Genomic DNA, 23,290 nt, shown 5'->3' with positions numbered 1-23,290 from the left:
TCAGCGTCGGTCACGTCGAGGTAGCACAAGGGGCGTCCCGGTTTCCGGGTGCGCGATGACCTCCACGGGATGGCCGTAGACGCGGGTGAGGAGCTCCGGGGCCAGCACTTCTCGGGGCGGGCCGTCGGCGGCGACGCGGCCGTTCTCGAGCACGACGATCCGGTCTGCATAGGCGGCGGCGAGCGCAAGGTCGTGCAGCACCACCACCACAGCGGTGCCGGAGCGGGCACGGTCGCGTGCAAGCCGCATCACTGTCTCCTGGTGACCGAGGTCGAGCGCTGCGGTCGGTTCGTCGAGCAGAATCGTCTCCGTGCGCTGAGCGAGCACTCGTGCAAGCGCGACACGAGCACGCTCACCGCCGGAGAGAGCTGTGAAAGGTCGATCGGCGAAGGGCTCGACATCGCAAATTCTCATCGCCTCGGCGACTGCGGTGACGTCCTCGTCCGACCGGGACGTTCTGGCCCACGGGGACCGGCCCATCGTGATGACCTGGCGTGCGGTGAACGAGAATCCCACCGTGTTCTGCTGGGGGAGTACGGCGCGGCGCTGGGCCATCTCGAGGGGCGTCCACGTGTCGACGTCCCGGTCGTCGAGGTGGACGGTGCCCGACTGCACGTTCTGATCGCCCGACAGCGCCGCGAGGAGGGTGGATTTGCCGGCGCCGTTGGGTCCGACGAGGACGAGAACCTCCCCGACGCGCACGTCCACCGAGACCTTGTCCAGCACGGGTCGTCCCCCGCGGTGGACGTCGATGTCGACCGCGCGCAGCGTTACCGCGCCCGGGCGCGGTACCGGCGGAACCGGATCGGTCCGGCGGAGGAAGTTCTGCGCGAGAGCTTCCCGGATTCTCGTCCGCAGATGGCTGGGGCTCATGCCCAACCGCCCTGGCGGGCGCGGGTACGGCGGAGCAGCCAGAAGAAGAACGGTCCACCGACCAGCGCCGTCAGCATGCCGAGGGGAAGGTCCGCGTTGGCCACCAGGGACCGCGCGCCCAGGTCGGCGAGGAGGAGCACCAGCGACCCGCACAACGCGCTGGCCGGAATGAGCACTCGGTGCCCCGGACCGACGGCGATACGCATGAGATGGGGTACCACCAGGCCGACGAACAGAATGATCCCGGTGAAGGCCACGCTCGACGACACCAGCAGCGCGACGATGAGGACGGCGATCAGGCGCAAACGCTCGACGTCGAGTCCCAGATGTCGCGCTGCGCTCTCACCGAGTGAGAGAAGGTCGAGTTTTGCCGCGATCACCATGGTCGCGGCGATACCGGCGACGGTCATCGGCGCCACTACCGCGACAGCGCTCCACGTGGCGCCGTTGAGGCTTCCCAGTTGCCAGAACACGATCTGGTCACGGGCGGCCGGCGAGGCAATGAAGGTGAAGAAGGCGATCAGTCCGCCTGCGAAGGCATTGACCGCGACGCCGGTGAGTACGAGGGTGACCACCTCGGTGCGGCCGTCGTGGCGGGCGAGGACGTACACGGCGACGGTCGTGATGAGTCCGGCGATGAACGCGGACGCGGCCACGGTCCACCCGGCCGCGAACGCCCCGCCGACGACGATGGCGGCACTGGCACCGACGGCTGCCCCGGCGGAGACCCCGATGACGCCCGGCTCGGCCAGAGGGTTGGCGAAGACGCCCTGCAGGAGAGCACCGGCGCAGCCGAGGGCCGCGCCGACGAGGATTGCGAGGACGACCCGGGGGAAGCGGACCTCCCACAGCGTGACCTCACCGCTGGGATGTGCGGGGAGGGGGCCCAGGTCGAGTCCTACGCGGTGCGCGATGCTGCCGAGCACCTCGCCCGGTCCGGTGGGCACCTGGCCGATGCACGCGGAGAACACTGCGGCGACCGCGAGCGCGATCAGCAACCCGGCCAGCACGATGCCGGTGCGTGTTCGAGAAGAAGCCTGAGCTGGTGTGACGGTGCCGAGGCTCATCGATCGGCCGGCTGATAGACGGCGTCCGCCAAGGCGTCCAGCACACGACCGGTGTTGGGTCCGAAGCTGAGAAGCACCCCGTCCTGCATGTCGACGACACGCTGGTTCTTTCCTGCCGGGGTCTGCGCGACACCGGGAATCTTCGCGAGTCCGTCGATCCCCCCGATCGATTCGAGGCCACCCGTCATCATCAGGATCACATCGGGTGCTGCGGCGATGAGGGCCTCGCTGGTGATGGGCGCGAACTGCTGGGTGATTCCGGAGGCCGTGCCTGCGTCGACGGCTCCGAGGGCCTCGATCAGCGAGTCGGCCCCGGATCCCCGCCCGCCGATCATGGTGATCGCGGTGCCGCGCAGATAGAGGAAGGCGATCTTCACCGGATTCTCACCGTCGGGCGCCCGGCTGCGGGCCGCTGCGATCTCGTCGTCGGTGCGGGCAGCGAGTTCGGCTCCGCGCTCGGGCACACCGAGCGCGTTCGCCACCGCGATGATCTGCGGGGACACGCCGGCGAGGGTGCGCGTCGGGTCGAAGTAGACCACCGGAACGCCCGCCGCGCGCAATTGATCCTGAACGCCTTTAGGTCCGATGCTGGTGTCGGTGAGAATGACCGTCGGCGCAAGGTCGAGTACTGCCTCGGCGCTGAGTGACTGGCCGCCCGGCGTCACCACCGGCACATCGGCGGCGGCGGGGAACTCGGCTGCGATGTCACGGCCGACCACGTTGTCCCCGAGTCCGAGAGCGAAGACCGTTTCTGTCAGGGTGCCGTAGCGGTCGGCGGTCACGATACGGCTCACGTCGTCGATCGTGACGTCCACGCCGTCGAAGCTGCGGACCGTAGTGGGCAGCACCGGTGCGGCCGTCGACGCGACAGGTTGCGGATCGAGATCGTCCAGCACCGCGGTGTGCGCGCCGTGTGGGCCCGTCCCACCGTCACCGGTTGCGGATGTGCACGCGGAAGCGCCGACGGCGGCGACGAGCACCACTGCCAGTACTGCGAGAACTGATCGGGGAGTGCGCGTGCGGACCACGGGCCTCACCGCGCGAGGTAGTTGTCGATGTCGGCTTCGAGATCGGCGAACAGGTCACCGTTGAGTCGATACGCGAGGTTCACCTCGTCGATCACCCGTTGCTGATCGGCCGCGGACAACGGGGCGGCGTCGAGTTTCGCGCGGTACGCATCCTTGAACAGTTTCGGTTTCGGGATCTCGTCGAAGATGTAGAACCGCAGGCCGTTCTCGGTGTATCCATATGCTCGTTCGAGCATCCGGCGAATGATCTGACCACCGGACAGATCGCCCATGTACCGAATGTAATGGTGCGCAACGAAACCGGCGGGCCAGTCGTACGCCACCTCACGCAGCCGCTCGAGGTACCGGGTGGTGGCGGCGAGCGGGGACACGGTGTCGCGCCACGACGAACCGCGCAGGTAGGCCAAATCCGCTTCCAGGGCCGGCACGCGTATCAGCTTCTCGGACAGAAGCGGTGAGGCCACCGGATCATCCGTGTGGGTGCGTCCGGCCTCTTCCAATTCGCGGTAGACGAGATAGGTCTGGGCAAGCAGTTCGGCGTAGCCGTCCGAACTCAACTCTCCGGCGAGTAACGCTCCGACGAACCGGGACTGTTCGGTCTCGCGGTGAGCGGCGTCCGTGCCGTCCTTGATGCGCTCGGCGAAACCGACCGCTCGGCGATCGGCCGCGTCGGCCTCGTTCAGCGTGGTCATGAGCTCTCCTGCATCTACGACGTCGACCGTTGAGCACCAGGTTAGCCTGGCCTGCTTTGTCGCGGCATTCGCACGGAGGGCGTCCCACGGGCCCCTCAGGCGCTGACGTCGTCGAGGGCCGCCGAGATGGCGGGCGGCAATTCGAGTTCCTCGGCGACGAGGACACCGGTCAGCTGGGCGATGTCCCGGGCGCCGACCACCGCGCTCGCGACACCGGGACGGTCCCGTGCCCACGCGAGCGCGACCGCCAGCGGTGAGGTCCCGAGCCCGTCCGCGGCGGTGACAACGGCATCGACGACACCGACCGAGGAGTCGGTGAGGTAGTTCTGCACGTCCTGGGAGTGCGCGTCGTCGGCCCCGCGGGAGTCGACGGGAATCCCGTTCCGGTATTTGCCGGTCAGGACGCCGCCCGCAAGGGGCACCGCCGCGAACACCCCGATCCCGTGATGTGCGGCGGCAGGGAGGAGTTCCTCTTCGACCCCGCGCGCGAGCAGGGAGTACTCCACCTGCGTGGCGACGAGGGTGGTACCGCGAGAGGCTCCCGCAGCGGTGGCCAGCTGCCACCCGAGGTAGCCGCGGGCGCCGACATAACGGACGCGGCCACTCGAAACCGCGAAATCCAGTGTCGCGGCCACCTCGTCGACCGGGGTGAACGGATCCCAGGTGGCGACCTGCCACATGTCGAGGTAGTCGGTTCCGAGTTCGCGGAGGGTGGCATCGAGTTGAGCGAGCAGCCCTCGGCGCGAGCAGTCGACCCGCAAGGGGCCGTGCGGGTTGATGCCGGCACTCGAACTCAGGACGAGTTCGGTTCGGGGTACCACGTCGTCGAGCAGTTCCGCCAGAATGCGCTGCGCTGCACCGTCACCGTAGGCGGGCGAGGTGTCTACGAGGGTGCCGCCGGCATCGACGAAGGCCGCGATCTGCGCGGCGGCTTCGTCGCCGTCGGTGTCGCGTCCCCAGGTGAGTGTGCCCAGGCCGAGGCGTGACACCCGCAGACCACTTGCTCCGACCGATCTCTGTTCCATAACCGCCTGCGTCTCGTGCTGTTTCCCCGGACGGCGACTGCCACCCGGGACGGGCCACCACAGGAGCAGAGTAGTGGTGTCGCGCGGAACCGGCCGTCCTGCCACGCCGGATTCTGCTGCGACCGGGGCCTCCCGGTACCGTGGCGCCGGTGAATGACGAACGCGACATGGGAAATTGGCGTCCTGACAGCAGATTCGAGGCCTCGCGGGCCGGTGTGCTCCACCTCGGGACGGGTGAGTGATGGGGGAGGCGATGTCGTGGCTCCAGGCGATCGTCCTCGGAGTCGTCCAGGGGTTGACGGAGTTTCTGCCCATCTCCTCGTCCGGCCATCTGCGGATCGTGTCCGAGGTCTTCTTCGGTGACGACGCAGGCGCCTCCTTCACCGCCGTCACCCAGCTCGGCACCGAGGCGGCCGTTCTCATCTACTTCGCACGAGACATCGGCCGGATCGTCGTCGCGTGGTTTCGCGGATTGCTGCATCCCGAGCATCGAGGTGACCTCGATTACCGGATGGGCTGGTACGTGATCCTCGGCACCCTTCCGGTCGGAATTCTCGGCTTCCTCTTCAAGGATCAGATCCGCACCGGCGCACGTAATCTCTGGCTGATCGCCACCATGTTGATCGTCTTCGCGCTCGTCATCGCAGCGGCGGAGTACTACGGACGCAAGGTCCGTCCGGTCGAGGACCTTCGCGCCAAGGACGGCATCATCATGGGTTCGGCCCAGGCACTCGCGTTGATCCCCGGCGTCTCGCGGTCCGGCGGCACGATCAGCGCGGGCCTGTTCCTCGGACTGACCCGAGAAGCCGCGGCACGCTATTCGTTCCTGCTGGCCATTCCGGCCGTGGTCGCGTCGGGTCTGTTCAGCCTCCCCGACGCCTTCGAGCCCGCGGGGGAGGGCCTCAACGCGAGCGGTGCCCAGTTGCTCGTTGCGACGCTGATCGCCTTCGCCATCGGGTACGCCTCGATCGCGTGGTTGCTCCGCTTCGTCGTCGACCACTCGATGTACTGGTTCGTCGGCTACCGGATCATCCTCGGCGTCGTGATGCTGTCACTCCTGGCAACCGGTGTCGTGTCGGCAACCTGAGATCGGGCGGCCGGCGGGTGCACGACACTAGGCTGGGCCAATGACTGTTGTCCTGCTGCGCCATGGGCGGTCGACCTCCAACACCGCACGCACGCTCGCCGGCCGGTCGCCGGGAGTCGAACTCGACGACCACGGCCGGGAACAGGCAGAGGCGGTTGTCGCCAGGCTCGCGGACGTCGTAATCGAGGAAATCGTGCACTCACCGTTGTTGCGGTGTGAGCAGACGGTGCAGCCACTCGCGCGGGCGCGGGGACTCACCCCGGTGGTCGAACACCGGCTCGTCGAGGTCGACTACGGCGACTGGACCGGCCGTGAACTGAAGGCCCTCCTGGAGGAGCCGCTGTGGAAGGTCGTCCAGCAACATGCGTCCGCCGCGGTGTTCCCGGGCGGCGAGGGCCTCGCCCAGGTGCAGGCACGGGCAGTCGCAGCCATCCGTGAGCACGATGCCCGGCTCGCGGAACGGCACGGCCGGGACGTGGTGTGGGTGGCGTGCTCGCACGGTGACGTGATCAAGGCGGTGCTCGCGGATGCGCTCGGCTCCCATCTCGACGGCTTCCAGCGGATCGTCGCCGAACCCGCGTCGATCAGCGTGGTCCGCTACACCTCCACCCGGCCGTACGTGCTCAAGATGAACGACACCGGCCACGACCTGTCGGCGGTCAACACTCCACAGGCGTCGGGGGACGGTGCCGCCGCCGAAGTTTCGGGGTCGGTCCCCGGCGGGGAGGTTCGCCTGTAACGATTGACGGATAATGAACGGGGCACGCTGCTAGGAAGAGTCCCAGACGGATCAACGAGTGGGCAGCGCCGCAGAAGGGCCCGGCTCCAGCTGAAGGAGGTGCAATGTCACGCGCAATTCACGTATTCCGCACTCCTGACCGGTTCATTGCGGGAACGGTGGGTGAGCCCGGCGACAGGACGTTCTATCTCCAGGCGGTTCACGAGACACGTGTCGTCAGCGTGTTGTTGGAGAAGCAGCAGGTTCAGGTACTCGCGGATCGGATGGGACTCCTGCTCGAGGAAGTACACCGCCGGTTCGGTACGGAAGTACCACCGCAGGGCGCCGAACTCGATGACGCGAGCCCGCTCGTCACCCCCATCGACGCCGAATTCCGGGTCGGAACCATGGGGCTGGGCTGGGACGCGGACGCCGGAGCCGTCGTCGTGGAGCTGCTGGCCGTCACCGAGACCGAGTTCGACGAGTCCGTCGTTCTCGACGACTCCGAGGACGGCCCGGATGCCGTACGGGTCTTTCTCACCCCGTTGCAGGCCAGGGACTTCTCGCTGCGTTCCGAACGAGTCATCGCCGCCGGCCGGGCGCCGTGCCCGCTGTGCGGGGAGCCGCTCGCGCCGGAGGGTCACATCTGTATCCGCACCAACGGATACCGCCGCGGCCACAGCTTCGGCCTCACCCCGGAAACGGACGAGGAGGACTGACAGTTGCCCGCCGAGGAGTCGGATCCTCTGGAGTTCGGCGAACTGACCCTCATCGGCCAGATCACCCACGCCAGTAACGCGACATTGGTCTGTGATGCGGTAATCGGTGAGACCGCGGTCCGGTGTGTGTACAAACCGATTCGCGGGGAGCGGCCGCTGTGGGACTTCCCCGACGGAACCCTCGCCGGCAGGGAGTACGCGTCGTATCTGGTGTCCGAACAGCTCGGATGGGGTGTGATTCCGCGCACTCTTCTTCGGGACGGTCCATTCGGACGGGGGATGGTGCAGCAATGGGTGGACACGGCCGACCGCCACGGAGACGACCGGCCCGGACTTGATCTGGTCGACATCTGCGCGCCCGGCGCAGTGCCGGACGGTTGGTTCGAAATTCTTCGCGCCAGCGACATGGATGGCGAGCCGGTGGCCCTCATCCACGCCGACGACCCCAGGCTGCAGCGTATGGCTGTCCTCGACGTACTCATCAACAACGCCGACCGCAAGGGTGGGCATGCGCTCGAAGGACTCGACGGTTCCGTGTACGGAGTCGACCACGGCATCTGCCTGCACAGGGAGAACAAATTACGGACCGTGCTGTGGGGGTGGGCGGGGACGCAGGTGCCGGGTGCCCTGGTGGTCGACATCGCCGAATTGATTCCCGCGCTCGAGGGCGACTTCGGTGCGCGGCTCGCGGAGCACATCACCTCCGCCGAGGTCGCGGCCCTGTACGAACGGGCGGTCGACCTGCTCGACGCCCCCGTGATGCCCCGTCCCAACGGGCACCGGCCGATCCCGTGGCCCGCATTCTGAGACGTGCGTGCACGACCCAGGAATCCGGGTTGCCCGGCGACGGGCGGCGGCTCCCTCGAGGGCGGTGACGCCGGTCCACTAGGCTCGCAAGCATGCAGTCTTGGTCCGATACCGCTGTCCCGTCCGTCCCTGGCCAGGGTCCCCCTCTGCGGTTGTTCGATACCGCTGACCGGCAGGTTCGACCGGTCACCCCGGGGCGCACGGCGACCATGTATGTGTGCGGTATCACCCCCTACGACGCCACCCACCTCGGCCACGCCGCCACCTACCTGACATTCGATCTGGTCAACCGGCTGTGGCGTGACGCAGGCCACGAGGTGCATTACGTCCAGAACGTCACCGATGTCGACGACCCGCTGTTCGAGCGCGCCGCCCGTGACGGCGAAGACTGGGTCGTCCTCGGCATGCGGGAGACGGCGCTCTTCCGCGAGGACATGGAGGCCCTACGGGTCATCCCGCCCCGCGACTACATCGGCGCGGTCGAATCCGTCAACGAAGTGGTGGAACTCGTCGAGAAATTCCTCGCCTCCGGTGCCGCGTACATCGTCGACGACGCCGAATTTCCCGATGTGTACTACCGCACCGGTGCCACCGAGCAGTTCGGCTACGAGTCCGGATACGACCGCGAGACGATGGAGAAGTTCTTCGCCGAGCGCGGGGGAGACCCCGACCGCCCTGGCAAGGAAGACCCCCTCGACGCCCTGGTGTGGCGTGCCGCCCGCCCCGGCGAACCGTCGTGGCCGGCACCGTTCGGGCAGGGTCGTCCCGGCTGGCACATCGAGTGTTCGGCTATCGCCCTCAATCGCATCGGCTCGGGCTTCGACGTGCAGGGCGGAGGCAGTGACCTGATCTTCCCGCACCACGAGTACTCGGCTGCACATGCCGAATCCGTGACCGGCGACCGTCGCTTCGCACGCCACTACGTGCACACCGGGATGATCGGTCTCGACGGTGAGAAGATGTCGAAGAGCCGTGGCAACCTCGTGTTCGTGTCGAAGCTGCGGGGCGAAGGCGTGGACCCCGCCGCCATCCGGCTCGGACTGCTGTCGGGGCACTACCGGCAGGACCGTCCGTGGACCGAGCAGGTGCTCGCCGACGCGCACACCCGGCTGAAGCTGTGGAAGGACGCCGCCGCCCTCGAGTCGGCGCCATCGGCCACGGACACGATCGCCCGGCTGCGTCAGCATCTCGCCGACGACCTCGACACCCCCAAGGCCCTCGACGCACTCGACGGCTGGGCCCGCCGCGCGCTCGATCACGGCGGTTCCGACACCGATGCCCCGCGCCAGTTCGCTGCAGCGGTCGACGCACTGCTCGGCGTCCGACTCCACCCGTGAGTACTTCTTAACAAACCGAGGTTGAGAAGTACTCACGGTGGGGAGTGCCCCAGGTAGTCACACCTCACACCTCGGCGAATTCGAGCCCGCCCTCGACGGGGGAGGGCACTCGTCGACGCAGGGGTGATCCGAGTGCCCGCGCCAGATCGGTTCCGTCGTGTTCGGCGAGCAGTTCGCCGTCTGCCCATACCAGCAGTGCGGCGCTGACGCTGTGTTCCGCCGTCGAGTGCGCGAGGTCGTAGTGCGCACACCCCGGGACCCCGGCATACGTGATCCAGAGGTCGTACCCGGTCATGAACAGGTCGAGGTCGAACTGGACGCTCAAACCGAGGAGTTCACCCCGACCGTTGTCGTCGACGCCGGCGAAGGCCTCGTCCAGGGCGAGAAGTCGCGGTGCGTGTGGATCAGCGGAGTCGAGCATCACGTGGGCGGCCGCGAACAGCGGCAGGTGGAGCGACACCGATTGTTCACCGCCGGAGAGTGCACTGTGCCGGGCGACGGTGAGGCGGTCTTCGCTGCCGTCTCCGCCGACGAGGGTGAAGGAGAACACCCGCCACCTGCGGTAGTCGAGTGCGGAGGCGAGGATCTCGGGGTACGAGCGTTCGGGGTGCGCGGCCCGGGCGGTGCGAATCTGGGCCGCGAAATGTGCACGCATGGCGGCGAGATCGTCCGGACTCAGCGCGGACGCGTCGCGATCGAGCAGCTTCGAGATGGCGCGGGCGTTGTCGTCGAGGTTGTCGGCGAGAACCCAGTGCACGCCGATCGTGTTACCGGAAGACATCCGCCGCTCGCGCATCTCCGAACCCATTCGCGCGATCAGGTCGCGGGCGTCGACGGTACGTTCGTGGATCTGCTGCGCGAGTCCGGTGAGGAGGGCGTCCTCGAGTATGCGTCGTTCCGAGTCGGTGAGGAGGAGTTCCTGATCGGCCCGGGCAGCGGCGATGCGGGACGCGAACGCACCCACCGACGAGTAACCCTGATCGTCTTGGACCTGTACCACGGTGAGCCCGTCGGGTGCATCCCAGTGCACGCGGTAGTCCTGACCCGCGGATGCGAGGCCGGCGTCGAAGTCCTGCAGGGCTGTGGTGAGCGCGGTGCGGGTGGACTTGCGTGCCGCCTCGCTGACTCGCACCGCGTCGGTGGCCGAGTCCAGCGCGCTGTACAGGGCGAGCACCTCGGCGGGCAAGACCTGTGCTGTGTTGTCCGCGTTCTGAATTCGGTAGACGAGCTGATCCGCGTTCATCCAGGCCGCAGGACTCGCCGGCCACACGTGCTCGGTGTCGACGCCGAGTAGTTCGAGGAGGTCGCGTCGTGCGTACGGGGCCAGGCGCGCCGCATCGTTGTGGGTTTCGGTGAGCGCGATGCGCAGGGTGGCAACTGCCGCCGCGTAGGCGCCCTCGGCTTTGCCGATCGCCTCTCCCGCATCCTTGTCCGCTTTGCGGGCCTCCCGCTGCCGCTGCTTGCACGCCTCGATCCGGGCATGCGCTTCCTCGAGCTGAGCATCGATGTGCTCCGCGCTGGCGCCGAGGCTCTCACGGAGGGTGTCCAGCCGTTGGACCTGTGTTGCGAGACTCTCTTCGGCGATGGCCGCCTCCTCGGCGAACTCCTCCGCGTTGCCACGTGCCTCCGCGAGCCGCTCGTGCGTTTCCCGCGTGTGCTCGAGTTCCTTGAGATGCTCACGCCGACAGCGCAACACCAGCTCGCCCTGCTTCTCGAAGTGCCGGATGGCTGCGGCCAGTGAGTCGATCTCGCGTGCCACGTGTGGAGTTCGGTGGGTGACGGCCGCCGTGCGCAGCTGCTTCTCTTTGGCCGACAGGTCGGCGATGGCCTGATCGAGATCGCGATCCGCCGCCGCGGACGCCTCGGTGCGTGAGCGGAGCATCCCCGCATTCTCGGTCACCGATTTGAGTGCGCGGAGAACCGATGCGGTGCGGGGCAGTGACCGGCTGGTCGTGGCGACCTGAGCGAACAGCGCCACGGCCTCCGCCTCTGCGGTGCGGGCGTCGGTCAGCGCTGCCTCGGACTCGTCGATGGTCCGATCGAGTTCGGCGATGCGGGCCGCACGTCTGCGCGCACGTGCAGTCGCGCCGATATACTCCGCGTCGCCCTTGGCATGCGAACCCTGTTGTACGCCTTGCCTATACCCGCCCGCACCATCGACGGCGACCGTCGTGCCGGACACCGAGGCGCTGTCGGGCACCCAGGCGATGGACTCGAGGACGGCCTGCACGCGATCAGCGGGGACGCCGGTGTCGGGCTCGACCTCGAGGACGTCGGCCAGGGTGGGACCGTCCGGGCGATCGCCCGTCGGTAGTGGTAGCAGAAATTGCTCGGACTCGGTGTCCGGCAGCGGTCCGTCGCCGCCGAAGATCCACCCGTCGAGGAGGTTGGCGGCCTGTAGCGCGGACTCGACGCCGGTCGCCGCTGCGGCCTCCACGTTGTCGCGGAAGCGGACGAGACGCCACAGTGGTGCGCCGGGCAAGTCCTTCCGCGACCCCGTTCGGGCCGCGAAGGGCGCCGGGGCGTCGTCGTGCTCGGCGGCAACCTCCGCACGGGTGGCCCGCAGGTCGCTGATCCGCTCGGTCAGGGTCGTAATGTCCGATTCGGCGCGCCGACGACGGAATTGGAGCGACTCGACGGCGTCGGCGGTATGTGCGGTGAGCACTTCGGCCAAGGTGGGTGCGTCGTCGTCACCGACTCGGTGCAGCGCGGCGTCGAGTGCGTCGAACAGCGATGCGGGCACTCCGAGGGAGGTGTAGAGCGGCGCATGTTCGACCCACCAGGACCGCAGGGAGACGGCGGTTTCGCTGCGTGCGAGCTCGACAGCCGCTTCGGCTTCGAGGACCGCGGCCCTGGCCTGCTCGAGTTGCTCGCGACTGCGACGCGCTGCGGCGTCGGCGCGGGTTCGTTCGGTGGCGGCTTTCTCGACCGTGCTCAACGCAGCCCGCACGGCCCGCACGTCGCCGTCCCGCTCCTCGGCGTGCCCGTGCAGCGCCGCAGTCAGCTGGGCGGAGCGGGCACCGGCGGGCAGTGGGGTCCACGTGATGCCGGCGTCCTCGGCAGCGACGTGCAATTCGTCCTCGGCGCGCGCGAGCGCCTCCACCAGTTTCGCGACAGCGGCGTCGGCCCGTTCGGCTTCCTCGGTGCGCTGCGACAGCGTGGCCCGCGCTTTGGCCGCCTTGTCGACCTGTTGCTCGGTGGCCTTCTCGAGAGTGGCCACGGCTTGGGCGAGATCGTCGAGTTGTGTGCGTCCCTCGTAGGCGGTGGAACGCTTGAGGGCGTCGAGGTTTTCGGTCGCCTGATCCAGTGCCCGCTCGGCGTCGATGAAGCCCTGCTCGGCCGCTTCGCGTGCTTCCCGGCTGCGGGTCTGTTCGGCCGCAGTCTCCCGTAATGCGGCAATCCCGTTCTCGACGGCGTCGAGTCGCCCGGCCAGCTGGTCGACATCCGAACGCGCCTGCTGGCGCAGGTACTTGGTGTACACACTGATGAATCGTTGGGTTGCCCCGTCCGCCGCGGCGAGGCCTTCGAGGGCACGTCCGACTTCTTCCATGTCGCTGAACGAGCGGGCAGCCTCGAGGACCAGTTGCTCGTCGAGGGGGCGCAGACCGTCGGTCAAGGCCTGGGACAACCCCTTGGGATCGAGGTTCTTGGCAAGCTGTGGACGCCGGAGGGTGAGGATCAGATTGATCAACTGGTCGTATCGCTCGGCGCCGAGGCCGAACATGCGTGCATCGATCGCAGCGCGATAGTCCACCGGCCGATCGGTCAGACAATCGGTTCCGATCTGCTCGCCCAACTGCTTCTTCGTCAGCGGGCGATCGTCTGCGCCGAGCAGGGAGAAGTCGACGCCGACGCGACCGTCGGCGACGAAATACCACCGGGTGACCTTGTCGTTGGACCTCGTCGCGCGCATGCCGATACCGACCGTCACGGCTTCGGGATCATCCTTCGGCCCTCGACCGAACTCCATCCACACATACGAATACGCGCTGTCCTGGCCCCGGTAGAGAAGGTTCGACTTCATCGTCCGCTCCTCACCCGCAAATGGATTGAGGCGCCGCGGTTCGATGCGGCCGTCGAGGACGAACGGGAACAGGACTTCGAGCGCCTTGGTCTTGCCCGACCCGTTGGGTCCCCGCAACACCAGTCGTCCGTCGGCGAAGGAGAACTCCTGGTCGCGGTAGTCCCAGAGGTTGATGATTCCGGCACGGGTGGGCCGGAAGCGCGCGCTGGTCATGCGAAGGTGTCCTTGCTGTCGTTCGAGGAATGGGGGAACAGATCGATTTCGGGGGTGCGGTCGCGAATGTTGACCACGACTCCGCGATATCGCGCCAGCGCCGGTAGTACGAGAATCCCGCCGGGAACGGCGGCGACCAGGCTGAGGCGGTCGAGCAGTGCGACTGCGGCACGTCCCAAACCCTCGGGATCTGCCTGCCACCCGGCAGCGAACGTCTTGCCGAATTGATCGACCAGTGACGCCATGGTCAGTCGAATCCAGCTGTCCTCGACGAATGGATACGCAACCGGTTCGGCGGCCGGCAGCGTCGCCGCGTTGGCGGAGGCATCTGTGGCCAGGCTGTCGAAGATTCCGGACAGTGGAACGGCACCGTCCAGCTGCTCGATCAGAGCTGTCGCCTGTCGGTCGGGCACCGGCAGCTGCACCGGTTCGGCCCCGTCGGGATCGAGCAGGTGATCCGCGAGCTCGCCCGCCAACAACAACGCGACCTGCGCGACGGTGCCGGTGCCCGGAAACCGGATGTCGGACAGGCGTCCCGACGAGTCGATCAGGGCGACGCCCTCACGCCGCCTTTCGGCGACCAGTCCGGTGAGAAGTTCGACGTCGGCTGCCGTTCGAGGGAGGGCGAGCTGCAGTTGTTCGTCCTCTTCGAGTTCGGCCGCGTAGACGACGGGACGCTCGATGAGGGCGCGTCGGACGCGCCGAGCTACTTCCTTGGTTTCGACAGCGCGGTCGAACGCTGCGGGATCGGAGTCGCCTCCGCGCCCGGAAAGAAGTTCACGGACCGACCGGAGATGCTGGAGAGCGCGGGACGGCCGGAACAAGGCGATGACCACCGAGCGGTCGATGTCGTACAGCGCCTCACCCGCATCAGGATTGGCTGCCCAGCTCCCCGCGTCACCGTCGGCCAGCGCTATCGCGCCCCGGGTCGCGAGCCAGCCGACCGCGTCGACGAAGGCGTCCCGGTCGGCGGCCCGCTCGGTGGCGAGTTCGATGCCCTCGACCTGCGCCGCGGAGGCGGCCACGTGGTCTGCAAGTTCGGAAAGGGTGATCTGATTGCCCGCCCGCCCGAGGGCGGCCAGTGCCAGTGCAAGGTATGCATAGCGGTACCGGTCGAACGTTCGATCCGTCGCGGTCTTGGCCGGGGCCCCGGCGTCGAGTCGATCGGCAATGGTGAACAACCGCGCGGTGGTTTCGGTGACCTCGAGTCGATATCCGAACAGATCGAGCAGGTCATCGCGTAACTCGGTGGCCCACCGGCGAAGCAGCGGAAGCGCGATCCGATCCGGGTAGGTCTGTGTCACCAAATGATTGGACAGAATGATGCGGGCCGCCCGCTGGTAGGAGTCGAGCGCGAGCGGCGGTATCTCCCGTGCCCTCACTGGACCGTCACCCGCAGTCCGTCGAGGTGGAGCCGGCCGCGGGCCGTGTGTACCACCGTCGATTCCGAATGGGGAGTCAGCGTGAGTTTCACCCCGTTACCGGATCCGGACGCGCCGCCGACTTTCCCGCTCACGGGGACACGAGCCGTCAACGCAGCGTCGAGCAGGCTGAGAAGAACATCGGTTTCCGCGTTGTCGAGCACCCGTTCGTGCACTCCTCCCGACGCGAGCGATTTCGCCGCCGAGGCTCGGGCCCGCTGACCAGCCAGCTGCTCTTCTCGTAACCGTCTGATGCCGGCGTCGTTCCGCTGGACACGGGCGGGGGCGCCGGGGGAGGGCGCACGTCCCGTCTCGGCGAGCGTGCGGGAGATCTCGACGGGCGGTGCCTCCCACCACGACCGTGAGTCGGGAATGATGTCGGCGTCCGGGTGCACCATGGACAGATGGCGGGGACGGCCGAGGTCGAACACGGCGCGGAACAGCGCGTGCGCCGCCTCCTCGGAAGGTGTGGCAGCGAACCAACCGGCGAGGTGCCGCAGCTGGCTTTCCCGGCTGACGCCTCCCCGCCGCGTCTCGGTGACCCGGCGTAGAAGCGACAACACGGCGGCGATAGCGCTCATGGTCCCTTCCCGGAGCCGTTCCGACTCACTCGGCCCGGACTCCGGTGGCAGAAACCAGTGCGTGAGGCCGTTCCATCGTGCCCGCCAGTCGGCTTCCCGCTCGGCGGGCGGCAGGAATACCCGCTCGTCGCTCATCGCGGCCCTCCGGAGGAGGTCGTCGATCCCGGTGTCCTCGACCTCTCTGATCGCTTCGGCCAGTTTCGGTGCGTAGCGGGACAAGTCGGAACTGAACTCGCGCATGTGGGTGAGGAGCGCATCTTTGTGGGACAGGAATGTTTCGGGCGTGATTTCGGTAGTGCGCACCAGATCGCCGAGTGTGAGATAGAAGTGAGCGGCACGGGTGGCCATGTCGGACAGCGTGGCGTCGAGGCGACTGAGTTTTCGGAAGATCACGTCGTTGTCGGCGACCCTGTTGGCGGCAGCGAGTTCCTTCATGTCCGCCAGCAGTTCGGGCAGAGCGAGCCGGGAAAGTGAGGCGTCGTCGAGGCGGGCGGCGAGGACCTCCTCGACGGCCCGGAACACTTGGTAACCGGCCTGGCTGAACTGGTAGACGAAGTGCCGATTTCGGTACTCGGCGAGGCTGGCGGCCCGCGTTCCGTCGTAGCTGCGTTCGAGAACCTCCCATACGTGGAGTTGCTCGAGCAGGGGAGTGACCTCGGCAGGGGAGAGCTGCCCGGACGCGTCGTCGGCGGCGATGCGTCCGAGGATGGTGGCCACCTCTGCGGCATGCAGGAGCACGACGTAATTGGCGCGGGCATGGTCGAATGCCCGGAGCACCCACAGATACTCGACGCGTTTCTCGGCGGTGGCGAAGGAGAACAGCTTCAACCGATCGTCGCGGACTAGGAGATCGGGGAGTGGCCCCTCGGGACGCGACCACTCACGGGAGTTGCCTGATTCGCTCACCGGAACAGGTTATGCGGTCGTGTACCCAGTGGCCGAACGCCGTGCCGACCTGCGCCTTTATCCGTCGCCGATGAATCGGGCCGGGACGGAAACCCGAAATTTCGCGAACTAGCGATCCCGCGCGGGTAGGCGACAACAGCCGTCGCCGCCACCCAGCGCAGGTCCTGACCGAAGACCCCAGTCCGTAGGGCCTCTACGCAGAGAGCAGGTCGGATGTCACAGGACGAACAGGACGAAGACGATGGCGACCAGTACGAGCGCCAAGCCGACTACCGCTGCGACCAGCCAGGAACTGCGGGTGTCGGCGCCGGTAATGGGCGCGTCCTGCGCGACGGCGCGCGGTTCCGGCGGTGTCGCGACCGCCGTTGCACCCGTGGCACGCGCAGGGGCGGCACCCACTGCCGCGGCAGATGTGGGTTCTGTCGTGCGCGCCGCGGATCCTCTCGGCGTCTCGGCCGCTGCAGGCAAAGGCTCGCCGACAACGGCGTCGATCACCTCGGTGACGTCGTAGGAGGGTGGGAGCCCGATCGGGGTCACCCGGTGAGTCGTCGGATTGAAGCCCGCCGCGCGAATGGCGGCGCCGAGGGCAGCTGTCTGTTCGGGGCCAGGGCCGACCACACACCGCACGTCGAACTTCTCGCTCACCGAGGTCGCGAAGCCTCGAATCGCTGCCGCATCCCGCGCAATCAGCCCGTCACCGGTGACCACGACCGCGTCGAGGTTGCTCGGAAGCCATCCGAACGCCCCCAGTGCGGTGGCGATCTGGGCGGAGGGCGTTCCCCCCGACGCGAAGCGGAAGGCCTTTCCCGCCTCGACTCCTGAACGGATCAACGCAACCGTCGCGCCCGTGTCGTCGACATGATAAATACCGACCAATTGTCCGGGACGTTCGGCAATTTCGGATTCGAACCAGGCGGCCGCGGCTTCGGCGTCCGATACCAGGGACAGGTACGACATGTCGGCGTAGTCCAAGGCGTCGCGGAGGGCGGCAACTGCGGTTGAGTCCCACCTTGTGGGGTACGACGCCATGATGTCCGGAGCGCCGCCGGTTCGCCCACCGTGGTCGGGCAGTGGTTCACACTCCCGGAGCAGGCAGCGCATGGCGCCTGCGACCAGGTCTTCGGCCCGGTAACGGGTGCCGTCAGCCAGCGCGACGCCGGCAGGGTCACCGACCCGAGGAAGAAATCCCGACACGGTGTGCGTCCGACCGAGGGTCTGTGGTGCCGAACCACCGAGGATCGCGGTGCCGTCCGGGCACATGTGCAGGACGGTGTCCCTGACGATGACGACGGGATCCGGTGACCCCGGGTCGTTCGACGCGACCACCGCTGTGGACACGACACTGCCGATCCTGAGCCCGACTCCCATGGACATGCAAGTACCCCTATTCGTGTGCGAACGGATTGTGAATTCCGCCTGGCCGTTCCGACGCGCTCGTCGCGGCCACAAGATGTACATCCTGCTACTCGGAGGGGCCTGTGCCCGCCATCACGCGCGGCGTGGCGGCGGCGTGTCGCTCGTATCGACCACTTTCCTCGATATTTGAGCGATCGCAGTCACGAAGGAGTGTGTGGGGCGAGTGGGGTTCGCCATTCGCTCTCGTGGTCGGAGAGCCAGCTGAGGAGATGCTCAGCCTCTTGGGGATGACGCCCGGTTCCGGCAAGCAAGTCGGCGAAGGCCTGCGTCGGGGCCACCAAGCGAACGTTCTCGCGGAACAGCGTGCGCTCGAACACGGCCGCTGACCGGGGAGTGGCGATAAGGACGTTGGCGCCTTCGTCGACGGGGCGCAAGTGGAGGGCCTTGGCGAGGGCCTCGCCGTGGTCGGCATAGATCTGCACCTGGTGCGCCGGTGCGTAGTCGACGAATGCTGCCGCAGCGACCGAGCCCGTGACTGCATACAGCTGATCTGCGTGCTTCGCGAGACCGGCGAGGACGGCGGCGACGCCTTCGGGGGCGAAATATCCGACAGTGGGGGAGTCCTTGAAACTGGCGTCGCTGCTCCAGGCACGCAACATGTGCTGCCACCGCACCCTCGTCACGGGTCCCCGGGGGAGTCGCTCCAGTAGATCGCGTTCTTCGAGCGTTTCGACGACTCGATAGGTGGCTCCAGTCGAGGCCCCGGAGAGCCGGACGAGTTGAGGGACGGTGAGTTGACCGGAGTGGTCGGCGAGCGCCCGCACCACCCGGGCGGCCGGGTCGCCGGTCAACTGGGCCGCAGGCCGGCCGGGACCGCGCCAGGGGTCGGCGTCGGCACCGCGATCACGTACCCAGATTGCCGGCCGGTCGGCAGACAGCGAGGTATTGCCCGTGGCGTCGGCGTAGGAGAGGCCACGCGCATCGAGTTGACGCCGAACCGGTTCGGAAAGATAACGCGCACAAACGAATCCGCGATCAGAATCGGAAAGGCTGTCTGCGAATCTGGCCGCGTCCCCCGCAAGCACACCGCGAGCGGGGATGACCGAGAAGGAGGCTACCTCGCCGTTCGGCGCACCCACGAGGAGGCGTTCCGGAGCGTCGGGGAGCGAGCGGGACTTACCGGACGTCAACGTCCAGCCGTGGGGGAGCGCTGCCTGGAGCGTCGCGATCGACCGGCGGTAGAGGTCGATGTCGCGCTCCGGCTTGGGGAATGGCACCTTTTGCTCGCGACCCGCGAATTCAGTGTTCTCCTGACCCGGCACGCCACAACAGTAACATCTGTCACAGACGGAATGCCTGGAAAGTCCGAATGGGGCCCGCGTTTCCGGTGCCGCTGAGGGGTCGGTTTTCGCAAGAATCTCACCGCGCCACGGCGACGACTATCCGACAGCCGCGGGGGAGTCGCCGATATGTGCGGGATCTCGATGACCGGGCTTCCCAAGGGGAGCGTCGAGCTCCATCGGGGAGGGGCTTGGCACGGTGAGTCAGTCCGCGGGGGGAGCGCGCTTTACCGGCCGGCGTCGGTACCGCTGGTGGGGAGCGTTTGTGCGCCATTCTGGTCGTCCCAGCTACCGGAAAGGGCGTACAGGTGAAAGTGTGCTATATCTGTCCAGGACGGAACTCCATAATTAACCGAAAAATCCGGTAGTGCTATCAGCCCCCAACCGACTGGCCAGCTCACCCCAGCACCTCACCTCCCACTCGAACCACTCTCAACCGCCGAGGCATCGGCCCGCCCGAGCCGTACGTGTCGGGCCGGAAAAGGTGCGTGCAATTCGGCATTCGGTCACCTGGGATAGCCTCGGCTTCACACGACGAGTTCGGGTGGCACGGTGTACGGGATGCGGGCCGAAGCGAGGAGAGATCGACGATGAGTGAACGCACCCCCAGCCAATGGGAGGAACTCGCAGCCGCCGACCCAGCGCATTCCACGTGGTACGTGGAGCGGTTCCGGACGATGGCGGCCGAGGGAAAAGACATCTTCGGGGAGGCGCGGCTGGTCGACGCGATGCTCGGCCGTGGCGGCCGGGTTCTCGATGCCGGGTGCGGGCCGGGTCGCCTGGGTGGCTATCTGCACGAGGCCGGGCACGTCGTGGTCGGTGTCGATGTCGATCCGGTGCTGATTGCGGCTGCCGAGGAGGACTATCCCGGCCCGACCTGGCTGGTCGGTGATCTCGCCGAGTTGGATCTGCCGGGCCGCGGGGTGAAAGCAGACTTCGATGTCATCGTCTGCGCCGGGAACGTCATGACGTTCCTCGCGCCGTCCACGCGGGAAGCGGTGTTGGCGGGGTTCGCTCGCCATCTCGGCCCCGCAGGCCGGGTGGTGGTGGGATTCGGTGCCGACCGCGGGTACGACTTCTCACAATTCCTGACCGACGCCGCGACTGCTGGTCTCGCCGTGGATCTGCGACTCTCGACGTGGGATCTGCGCCCGTTCACCGACGAGTCACAGTTTCTGGTGGCGGTGTTCTCGCGGCCAGGTGCCTAGACACTCAGGGTGAGAATCCCGCCCCGCACCGATGCGGGGTAGGTGCGTACCGACTCGACGCCCTCGGACGTGCAGGCTCCGGTGTCGAAGGAGAACGCGTACTGATGCAGCGGGCACATCACGACCGCGTCGTCGATCTGCCCGTCGGCGAGGGGGCCGCCCTTGTGTGGGCACACGGCGTCCATGGCGCGAACGGTGCCGTCCGACAGCAGGAATACGGCGACCTGTCGGCCCTGCACGACGTACGTGCGGCCCTCGCCGGGCGTGAGGTCGTGGACTGGGCCGAGTGCAATCTCCGATGCACCCTCGATGGTCGCGGTCATCGAACCGGCACCTGCGGGAGTGGGAGGAGAGGAAGCGACGGCGCGAACTGTGCCGGTGATTTCGGTGCGCTGCGTTCCTTCCATGGATCACGGTAGCCGTCGACTGCCGTCTGCATGCGCTGATCCAACCCTGCCACGATGCCCTCCTCGTCTCGGACCAATACCGCCTGAAGGTGCTCGAGTCCGACTCTCGGCACGAAGTCGTAGGTGCGCTCGAGCCATTTCGCGTTCTCGCGGTAGTACTGGATGAACCGTCCACCCAGTTCCAGTACGGCTTCGGGTGATTCGACGGTCGCCAAGAGATCACCCTTGCGCACGTGGGCGCCCGCTGCGCCGCCGACATATATTTCCCAGCGGCCGTCGCCCACGGCGACGACGCCGAAGTCTTTGCACAACGCCTCGGAGCAGTTGCGCGGGCAGCCGGCCACAGCCAGTTTCAGTTTTGCCGGCGTTTCGAGGCCCTGGAAGCGTTCTTCGATCGCAATGCCGAGACTCGTCGAATCGCCCAGGCCGTACCGGCAGAAGTCGGTACCGACACAGGTTTTCACCGTGCGCATGCTCTTCCCGTAGGCGAACCCGGAGGGCATGTCCAGATCACCCCACACCTTGGGGAGGTCTTCCTTCTTGATGCCCAGCAGGTCGATACGCTGTCCGCCCGTCACTTTCACGAGTGGCACGCCGTATTTGTCGGCTACATCAGCGATCTTGCGGAGCTGATCCGGGGTGGTGACGCCGCCTTTCATCTGTGGCACCACCGAGAAGGTGCCGTCACGCTGAATGTTCGCGTGCACCCGGTCGTTGATGAACAAGGCGCCGCGTTCGTCCACCCAGTCCGGACCCCAGACGGTCCGCAGCAGCGAAGCCAACGGCATCTTCGCCGCCGCGTCCTCCTTGCCGTCGGTCGCGAGTTCCGCGAACACCTGCGACACGGCCCGCAGGTCGTGTTCGCGGATCGTAGCGATCAAGTCCGGCTTGGACATCGGGATGCAGGGCACATACCAGTCGGCGGCCGGGTCGACCTCCAGTTCACCACCCGCTGCGGCCGCCACGATGTCGGCGACGAGTCCCTTGCAGGACCCGCAGCCCTTACCTGCCCGCGTCTGTGCGCACACTGCGGACAGTGTTGTGGCCCCGGAGTGCACACACGCGACCAGATCGCCCTTGGTGACTCCGTTGCAATTACATACCTGCAGGTCGTCGGGCAGATCGGCGGCACTGGCCGCGACGCTGGGTGTGCCGAGGTCGAAGAGCATACTGATGCGTTCTTCGGGCAGCGGGACCTTCCCGTCGAATGCCTGAGTGAGGTAGCCGGCCTTGCTGATGTCGCCCATGAGGGTGGCGCCGATCAACTTTCCGTCGCGGACGACGAGGCTCTTGTACGTGCCGCTGCGGGGTTCGTAGTACTGGACGAATTCGTCGTCGGCGGTTTCCGGACCTTTGACACCCATTGCCGCCACGTCGACGCCCGCCACCTTCAGTTGTGTGGTTGTGCGCGAACCGACATATGCCGCTTCGGGATTCGTGCCGGTGAGAACCTCCGCGAGAATGACCGACTGCTCCCACACCGGGGCGACGAGACCGTACGTTTCGCCGCGGTGCTGTGCGCACTCGCCGACGGCGTACACCGAACCCTCGTCTTCACACCGCATCTGGTCATCGACCACGATGCCCCGCTCGACCACCAGTCCGGCCGCCCGCGCCATTTCGACGTTGGGCCGAATACCGGCGGTGACCACGACTATGTCGGCGTCCAAAGTGCTGCCGTCGACGAACGAGACACCCGTGACACGTCCCGCATCGTCGCGCAGAACCGCGGTGGTCCGCATCGAGGTATGGACCCCGACACCGAGTTTCTCGATCTCGGAGCGGAGCATGCTGCCGCCGCGCTCGTCGAGCTGCTGATTCATGAGGTGGCCGGGGGAGTGCACTACGTTGACCTCGAGGCCCTGGGTGCGGAGCCCGTAGGCAGCCTCGAGTCCGAGGAGCCCGCCACCGATGACGACGGCGGACACGTCGTCGTGGGCCTGCGCCATCTGCAGCATGCCGTTGGTGTCGGCGATGTTCCGGAACCCGAACACACCGCGGGCGAGCCGTCCGTCGGCTTCCCTGAGACCGTCCATGTTGGGGAAGAACGTGTTGCTTCCGGTGGCGATGATCAACACGTCGTAGTCGACGACGCGGCCACTCTCACACGTGACGGTCTTCGCGAAGCGGTCGAGGGCAACCGCCCGATCGCCGGCGTGGAGGGTGACGCCGTTCGCGGTGTACCAACCCATCGGGTTGAGGATCAGGTCCTCGTCGTCGACCGCCGCCTCGCCGGACAAGACGTGCGAAAGCATGATGCGGTTGTAGTTGCCGTAAGGCTCGTCGCCGATCATGGTGATCTCGAATCGCTCGCGGCCGCCGCGGTTGATGATCTCCTCGACGGTGCGTGCGCCGGCCATACCGTTGCCGACGACCAGCAGCTTGCTCGAACTCGGTGTGTTGGCCATAGGACGAGGCTCCGCCCCCGCCGTGTCGTAACGGCTGCGCGGAAGTTACATGGGAATCAGGAACATCTCACAG

At 67.2% G+C, this 23,290-nt stretch carries 18 protein-coding genes; 6 read left to right on the top strand and 12 right to left on the bottom strand.

The genetic code is table 11. The annotated features are described in order from the left end of the window. The 5 genes from JQT59_RS24100 to JQT59_RS24080 form a co-directional block, all read right to left on the bottom strand. Positions 1–873: a heme ABC transporter ATP-binding protein gene (locus JQT59_RS24100; RefSeq protein WP_213572293.1), complete on the bottom strand. Its 873-nt coding sequence runs from the start codon at positions 871–873 to the stop codon at positions 1–3. Next, positions 870–1,940 (bottom strand): FecCD family ABC transporter permease, encoded by a 1,071-nt coding sequence (locus JQT59_RS24095; protein ID WP_109329515.1) that lies wholly within the window; start codon positions 1,938–1,940, stop codon positions 870–872. The genes JQT59_RS24100 and JQT59_RS24095 overlap by 4 nt, the downstream gene beginning before the upstream one ends. Further along, a complete protein-coding gene (locus JQT59_RS24090; protein ID WP_213572292.1) occupies positions 1,937–2,977 on the bottom strand; it encodes a heme/hemin ABC transporter substrate-binding protein in 1,041 nt (346 codons plus the stop codon). The genes JQT59_RS24095 and JQT59_RS24090 overlap by 4 nt, the downstream gene beginning before the upstream one ends. Then, entirely contained in the window at positions 2,974–3,660 is a 687-nt protein-coding gene (locus JQT59_RS24085; protein ID WP_213572291.1) for a biliverdin-producing heme oxygenase, read from the bottom strand. Before JQT59_RS24085 ends, JQT59_RS24090 begins: the two co-directional genes overlap by 4 nt. Positions 3,661–3,755: 95 nt before the next feature. After that, on the bottom strand, positions 3,756–4,685 hold the full coding sequence (locus JQT59_RS24080) for an aldo/keto reductase (RefSeq protein WP_109329521.1): 930 nt from the start codon (positions 4,683–4,685) through the stop codon (positions 3,756–3,758). 241 nt (positions 4,686–4,926) lie between these two features. Here JQT59_RS24080 and JQT59_RS24075 point away from each other — a divergent pair, with 241 nt between their 5' ends. The 5 genes from JQT59_RS24075 (at position 4,927) to mshC (ending at position 9,353) form a co-directional block, all read left to right on the top strand. Then, positions 4,927–5,772: an undecaprenyl-diphosphate phosphatase gene (locus JQT59_RS24075; RefSeq protein WP_213572290.1), complete on the top strand. Its 846-nt coding sequence runs from the start codon at positions 4,927–4,929 to the stop codon at positions 5,770–5,772. A 40-nt stretch (positions 5,773–5,812) separates the two neighbouring features. After that, positions 5,813–6,511, top strand: coding sequence for a histidine phosphatase family protein (locus JQT59_RS24070; RefSeq protein WP_213572289.1), 699 nt, complete (start codon positions 5,813–5,815; stop codon positions 6,509–6,511). Positions 6,512–6,615: 104 nt separating this feature from the next. Continuing rightward, positions 6,616–7,209 carry a DUF3090 domain-containing protein gene (locus JQT59_RS24065; RefSeq protein WP_159921987.1) on the top strand — a complete coding sequence of 198 codons (594 nt, stop codon included), beginning with the start codon at positions 6,616–6,618 and terminating at the stop codon, positions 7,207–7,209. A 3-nt stretch (positions 7,210–7,212) separates the two neighbouring features. Then, a complete protein-coding gene (locus tag JQT59_RS24060) occupies positions 7,213–8,016 on the top strand; it encodes an SCO1664 family protein (protein ID WP_109329529.1) in 804 nt (267 codons plus the stop codon). 92 nt (positions 8,017–8,108) lie between these two features. Then, complete coding sequence (gene mshC / locus JQT59_RS24055; RefSeq protein WP_213572288.1) at positions 8,109–9,353, top strand: cysteine--1-D-myo-inosityl 2-amino-2-deoxy-alpha-D-glucopyranoside ligase; 1,245 nt, start codon at positions 8,109–8,111, stop codon at positions 9,351–9,353. Between the two features lie 64 nt (positions 9,354–9,417). Here the strand turns inward: mshC and JQT59_RS24050 are convergent, their stop codons facing one another. The 5 genes from JQT59_RS24050 to JQT59_RS24030 form a co-directional block, all read right to left on the bottom strand. Further along, a complete protein-coding gene (locus JQT59_RS24050; RefSeq protein WP_213572287.1) occupies positions 9,418–13,590 on the bottom strand; it encodes a TIGR02680 family protein in 4,173 nt (1,390 codons plus the stop codon). Then, positions 13,587–14,972, bottom strand: coding sequence for a DUF2398 family protein (locus JQT59_RS24045; protein WP_213572286.1), 1,386 nt, complete (start codon positions 14,970–14,972; stop codon positions 13,587–13,589). The genes JQT59_RS24050 and JQT59_RS24045 overlap by 4 nt, the downstream gene beginning before the upstream one ends. Then, positions 14,969–16,420, bottom strand: a complete 1,452-nt coding sequence (locus JQT59_RS24040; protein WP_213578044.1) for a TIGR02677 family protein — start codon at positions 16,418–16,420, stop codon at positions 14,969–14,971. The genes JQT59_RS24045 and JQT59_RS24040 overlap by 4 nt, the downstream gene beginning before the upstream one ends. 294 nt (positions 16,421–16,714) lie before the next feature. Continuing rightward, positions 16,715–17,872, bottom strand: coding sequence for a hypothetical protein (locus JQT59_RS24035; RefSeq protein ID WP_213572285.1), 1,158 nt, complete (start codon positions 17,870–17,872; stop codon positions 16,715–16,717). A 182-nt stretch (positions 17,873–18,054) separates the two neighbouring features. Beyond that, positions 18,055–19,176 carry a helix-turn-helix domain-containing protein gene (locus tag JQT59_RS24030; RefSeq protein ID WP_213572284.1) on the bottom strand — a complete coding sequence of 374 codons (1,122 nt, stop codon included), beginning with the start codon at positions 19,174–19,176 and terminating at the stop codon, positions 18,055–18,057. 608 nt (positions 19,177–19,784) lie between these two features. Here JQT59_RS24030 and JQT59_RS24025 point away from each other — a divergent pair. Next, the gene (locus tag JQT59_RS24025) at positions 19,785–20,402 is read left to right on the top strand and encodes a class I SAM-dependent methyltransferase (RefSeq protein WP_213572283.1); all 618 of its coding nucleotides are present in this window, start codon (positions 19,785–19,787) and stop codon (positions 20,400–20,402) included. Here the strand turns inward: JQT59_RS24025 and JQT59_RS24020 are convergent. After that, on the bottom strand, positions 20,399–20,725 hold the full coding sequence (locus tag JQT59_RS24020) for a Rieske (2Fe-2S) protein (RefSeq protein ID WP_213572282.1): 327 nt from the start codon (positions 20,723–20,725) through the stop codon (positions 20,399–20,401). The genes JQT59_RS24025 and JQT59_RS24020 overlap by 4 nt on opposite strands. Next, positions 20,722–23,217: a nitrite reductase large subunit NirB gene (gene nirB / locus JQT59_RS24015; protein WP_213572281.1), complete on the bottom strand. Its 2,496-nt coding sequence runs from the start codon at positions 23,215–23,217 to the stop codon at positions 20,722–20,724. The genes JQT59_RS24020 and nirB overlap by 4 nt, the downstream gene beginning before the upstream one ends. Between the last annotated feature and the right edge of the window lie 73 nt (positions 23,218–23,290).

It is taken from the genome of Rhodococcus sp. USK13, assembly GCF_018343855.1.
Lineage (GTDB): Bacteria > Actinomycetota > Actinomycetes > Mycobacteriales > Mycobacteriaceae > Rhodococcus_F > Rhodococcus_F oxybenzonivorans.
The sequence above is the reverse complement of the archived record's forward strand: the minus strand, read 5'-3'. Positions and strand labels throughout refer to the sequence as shown.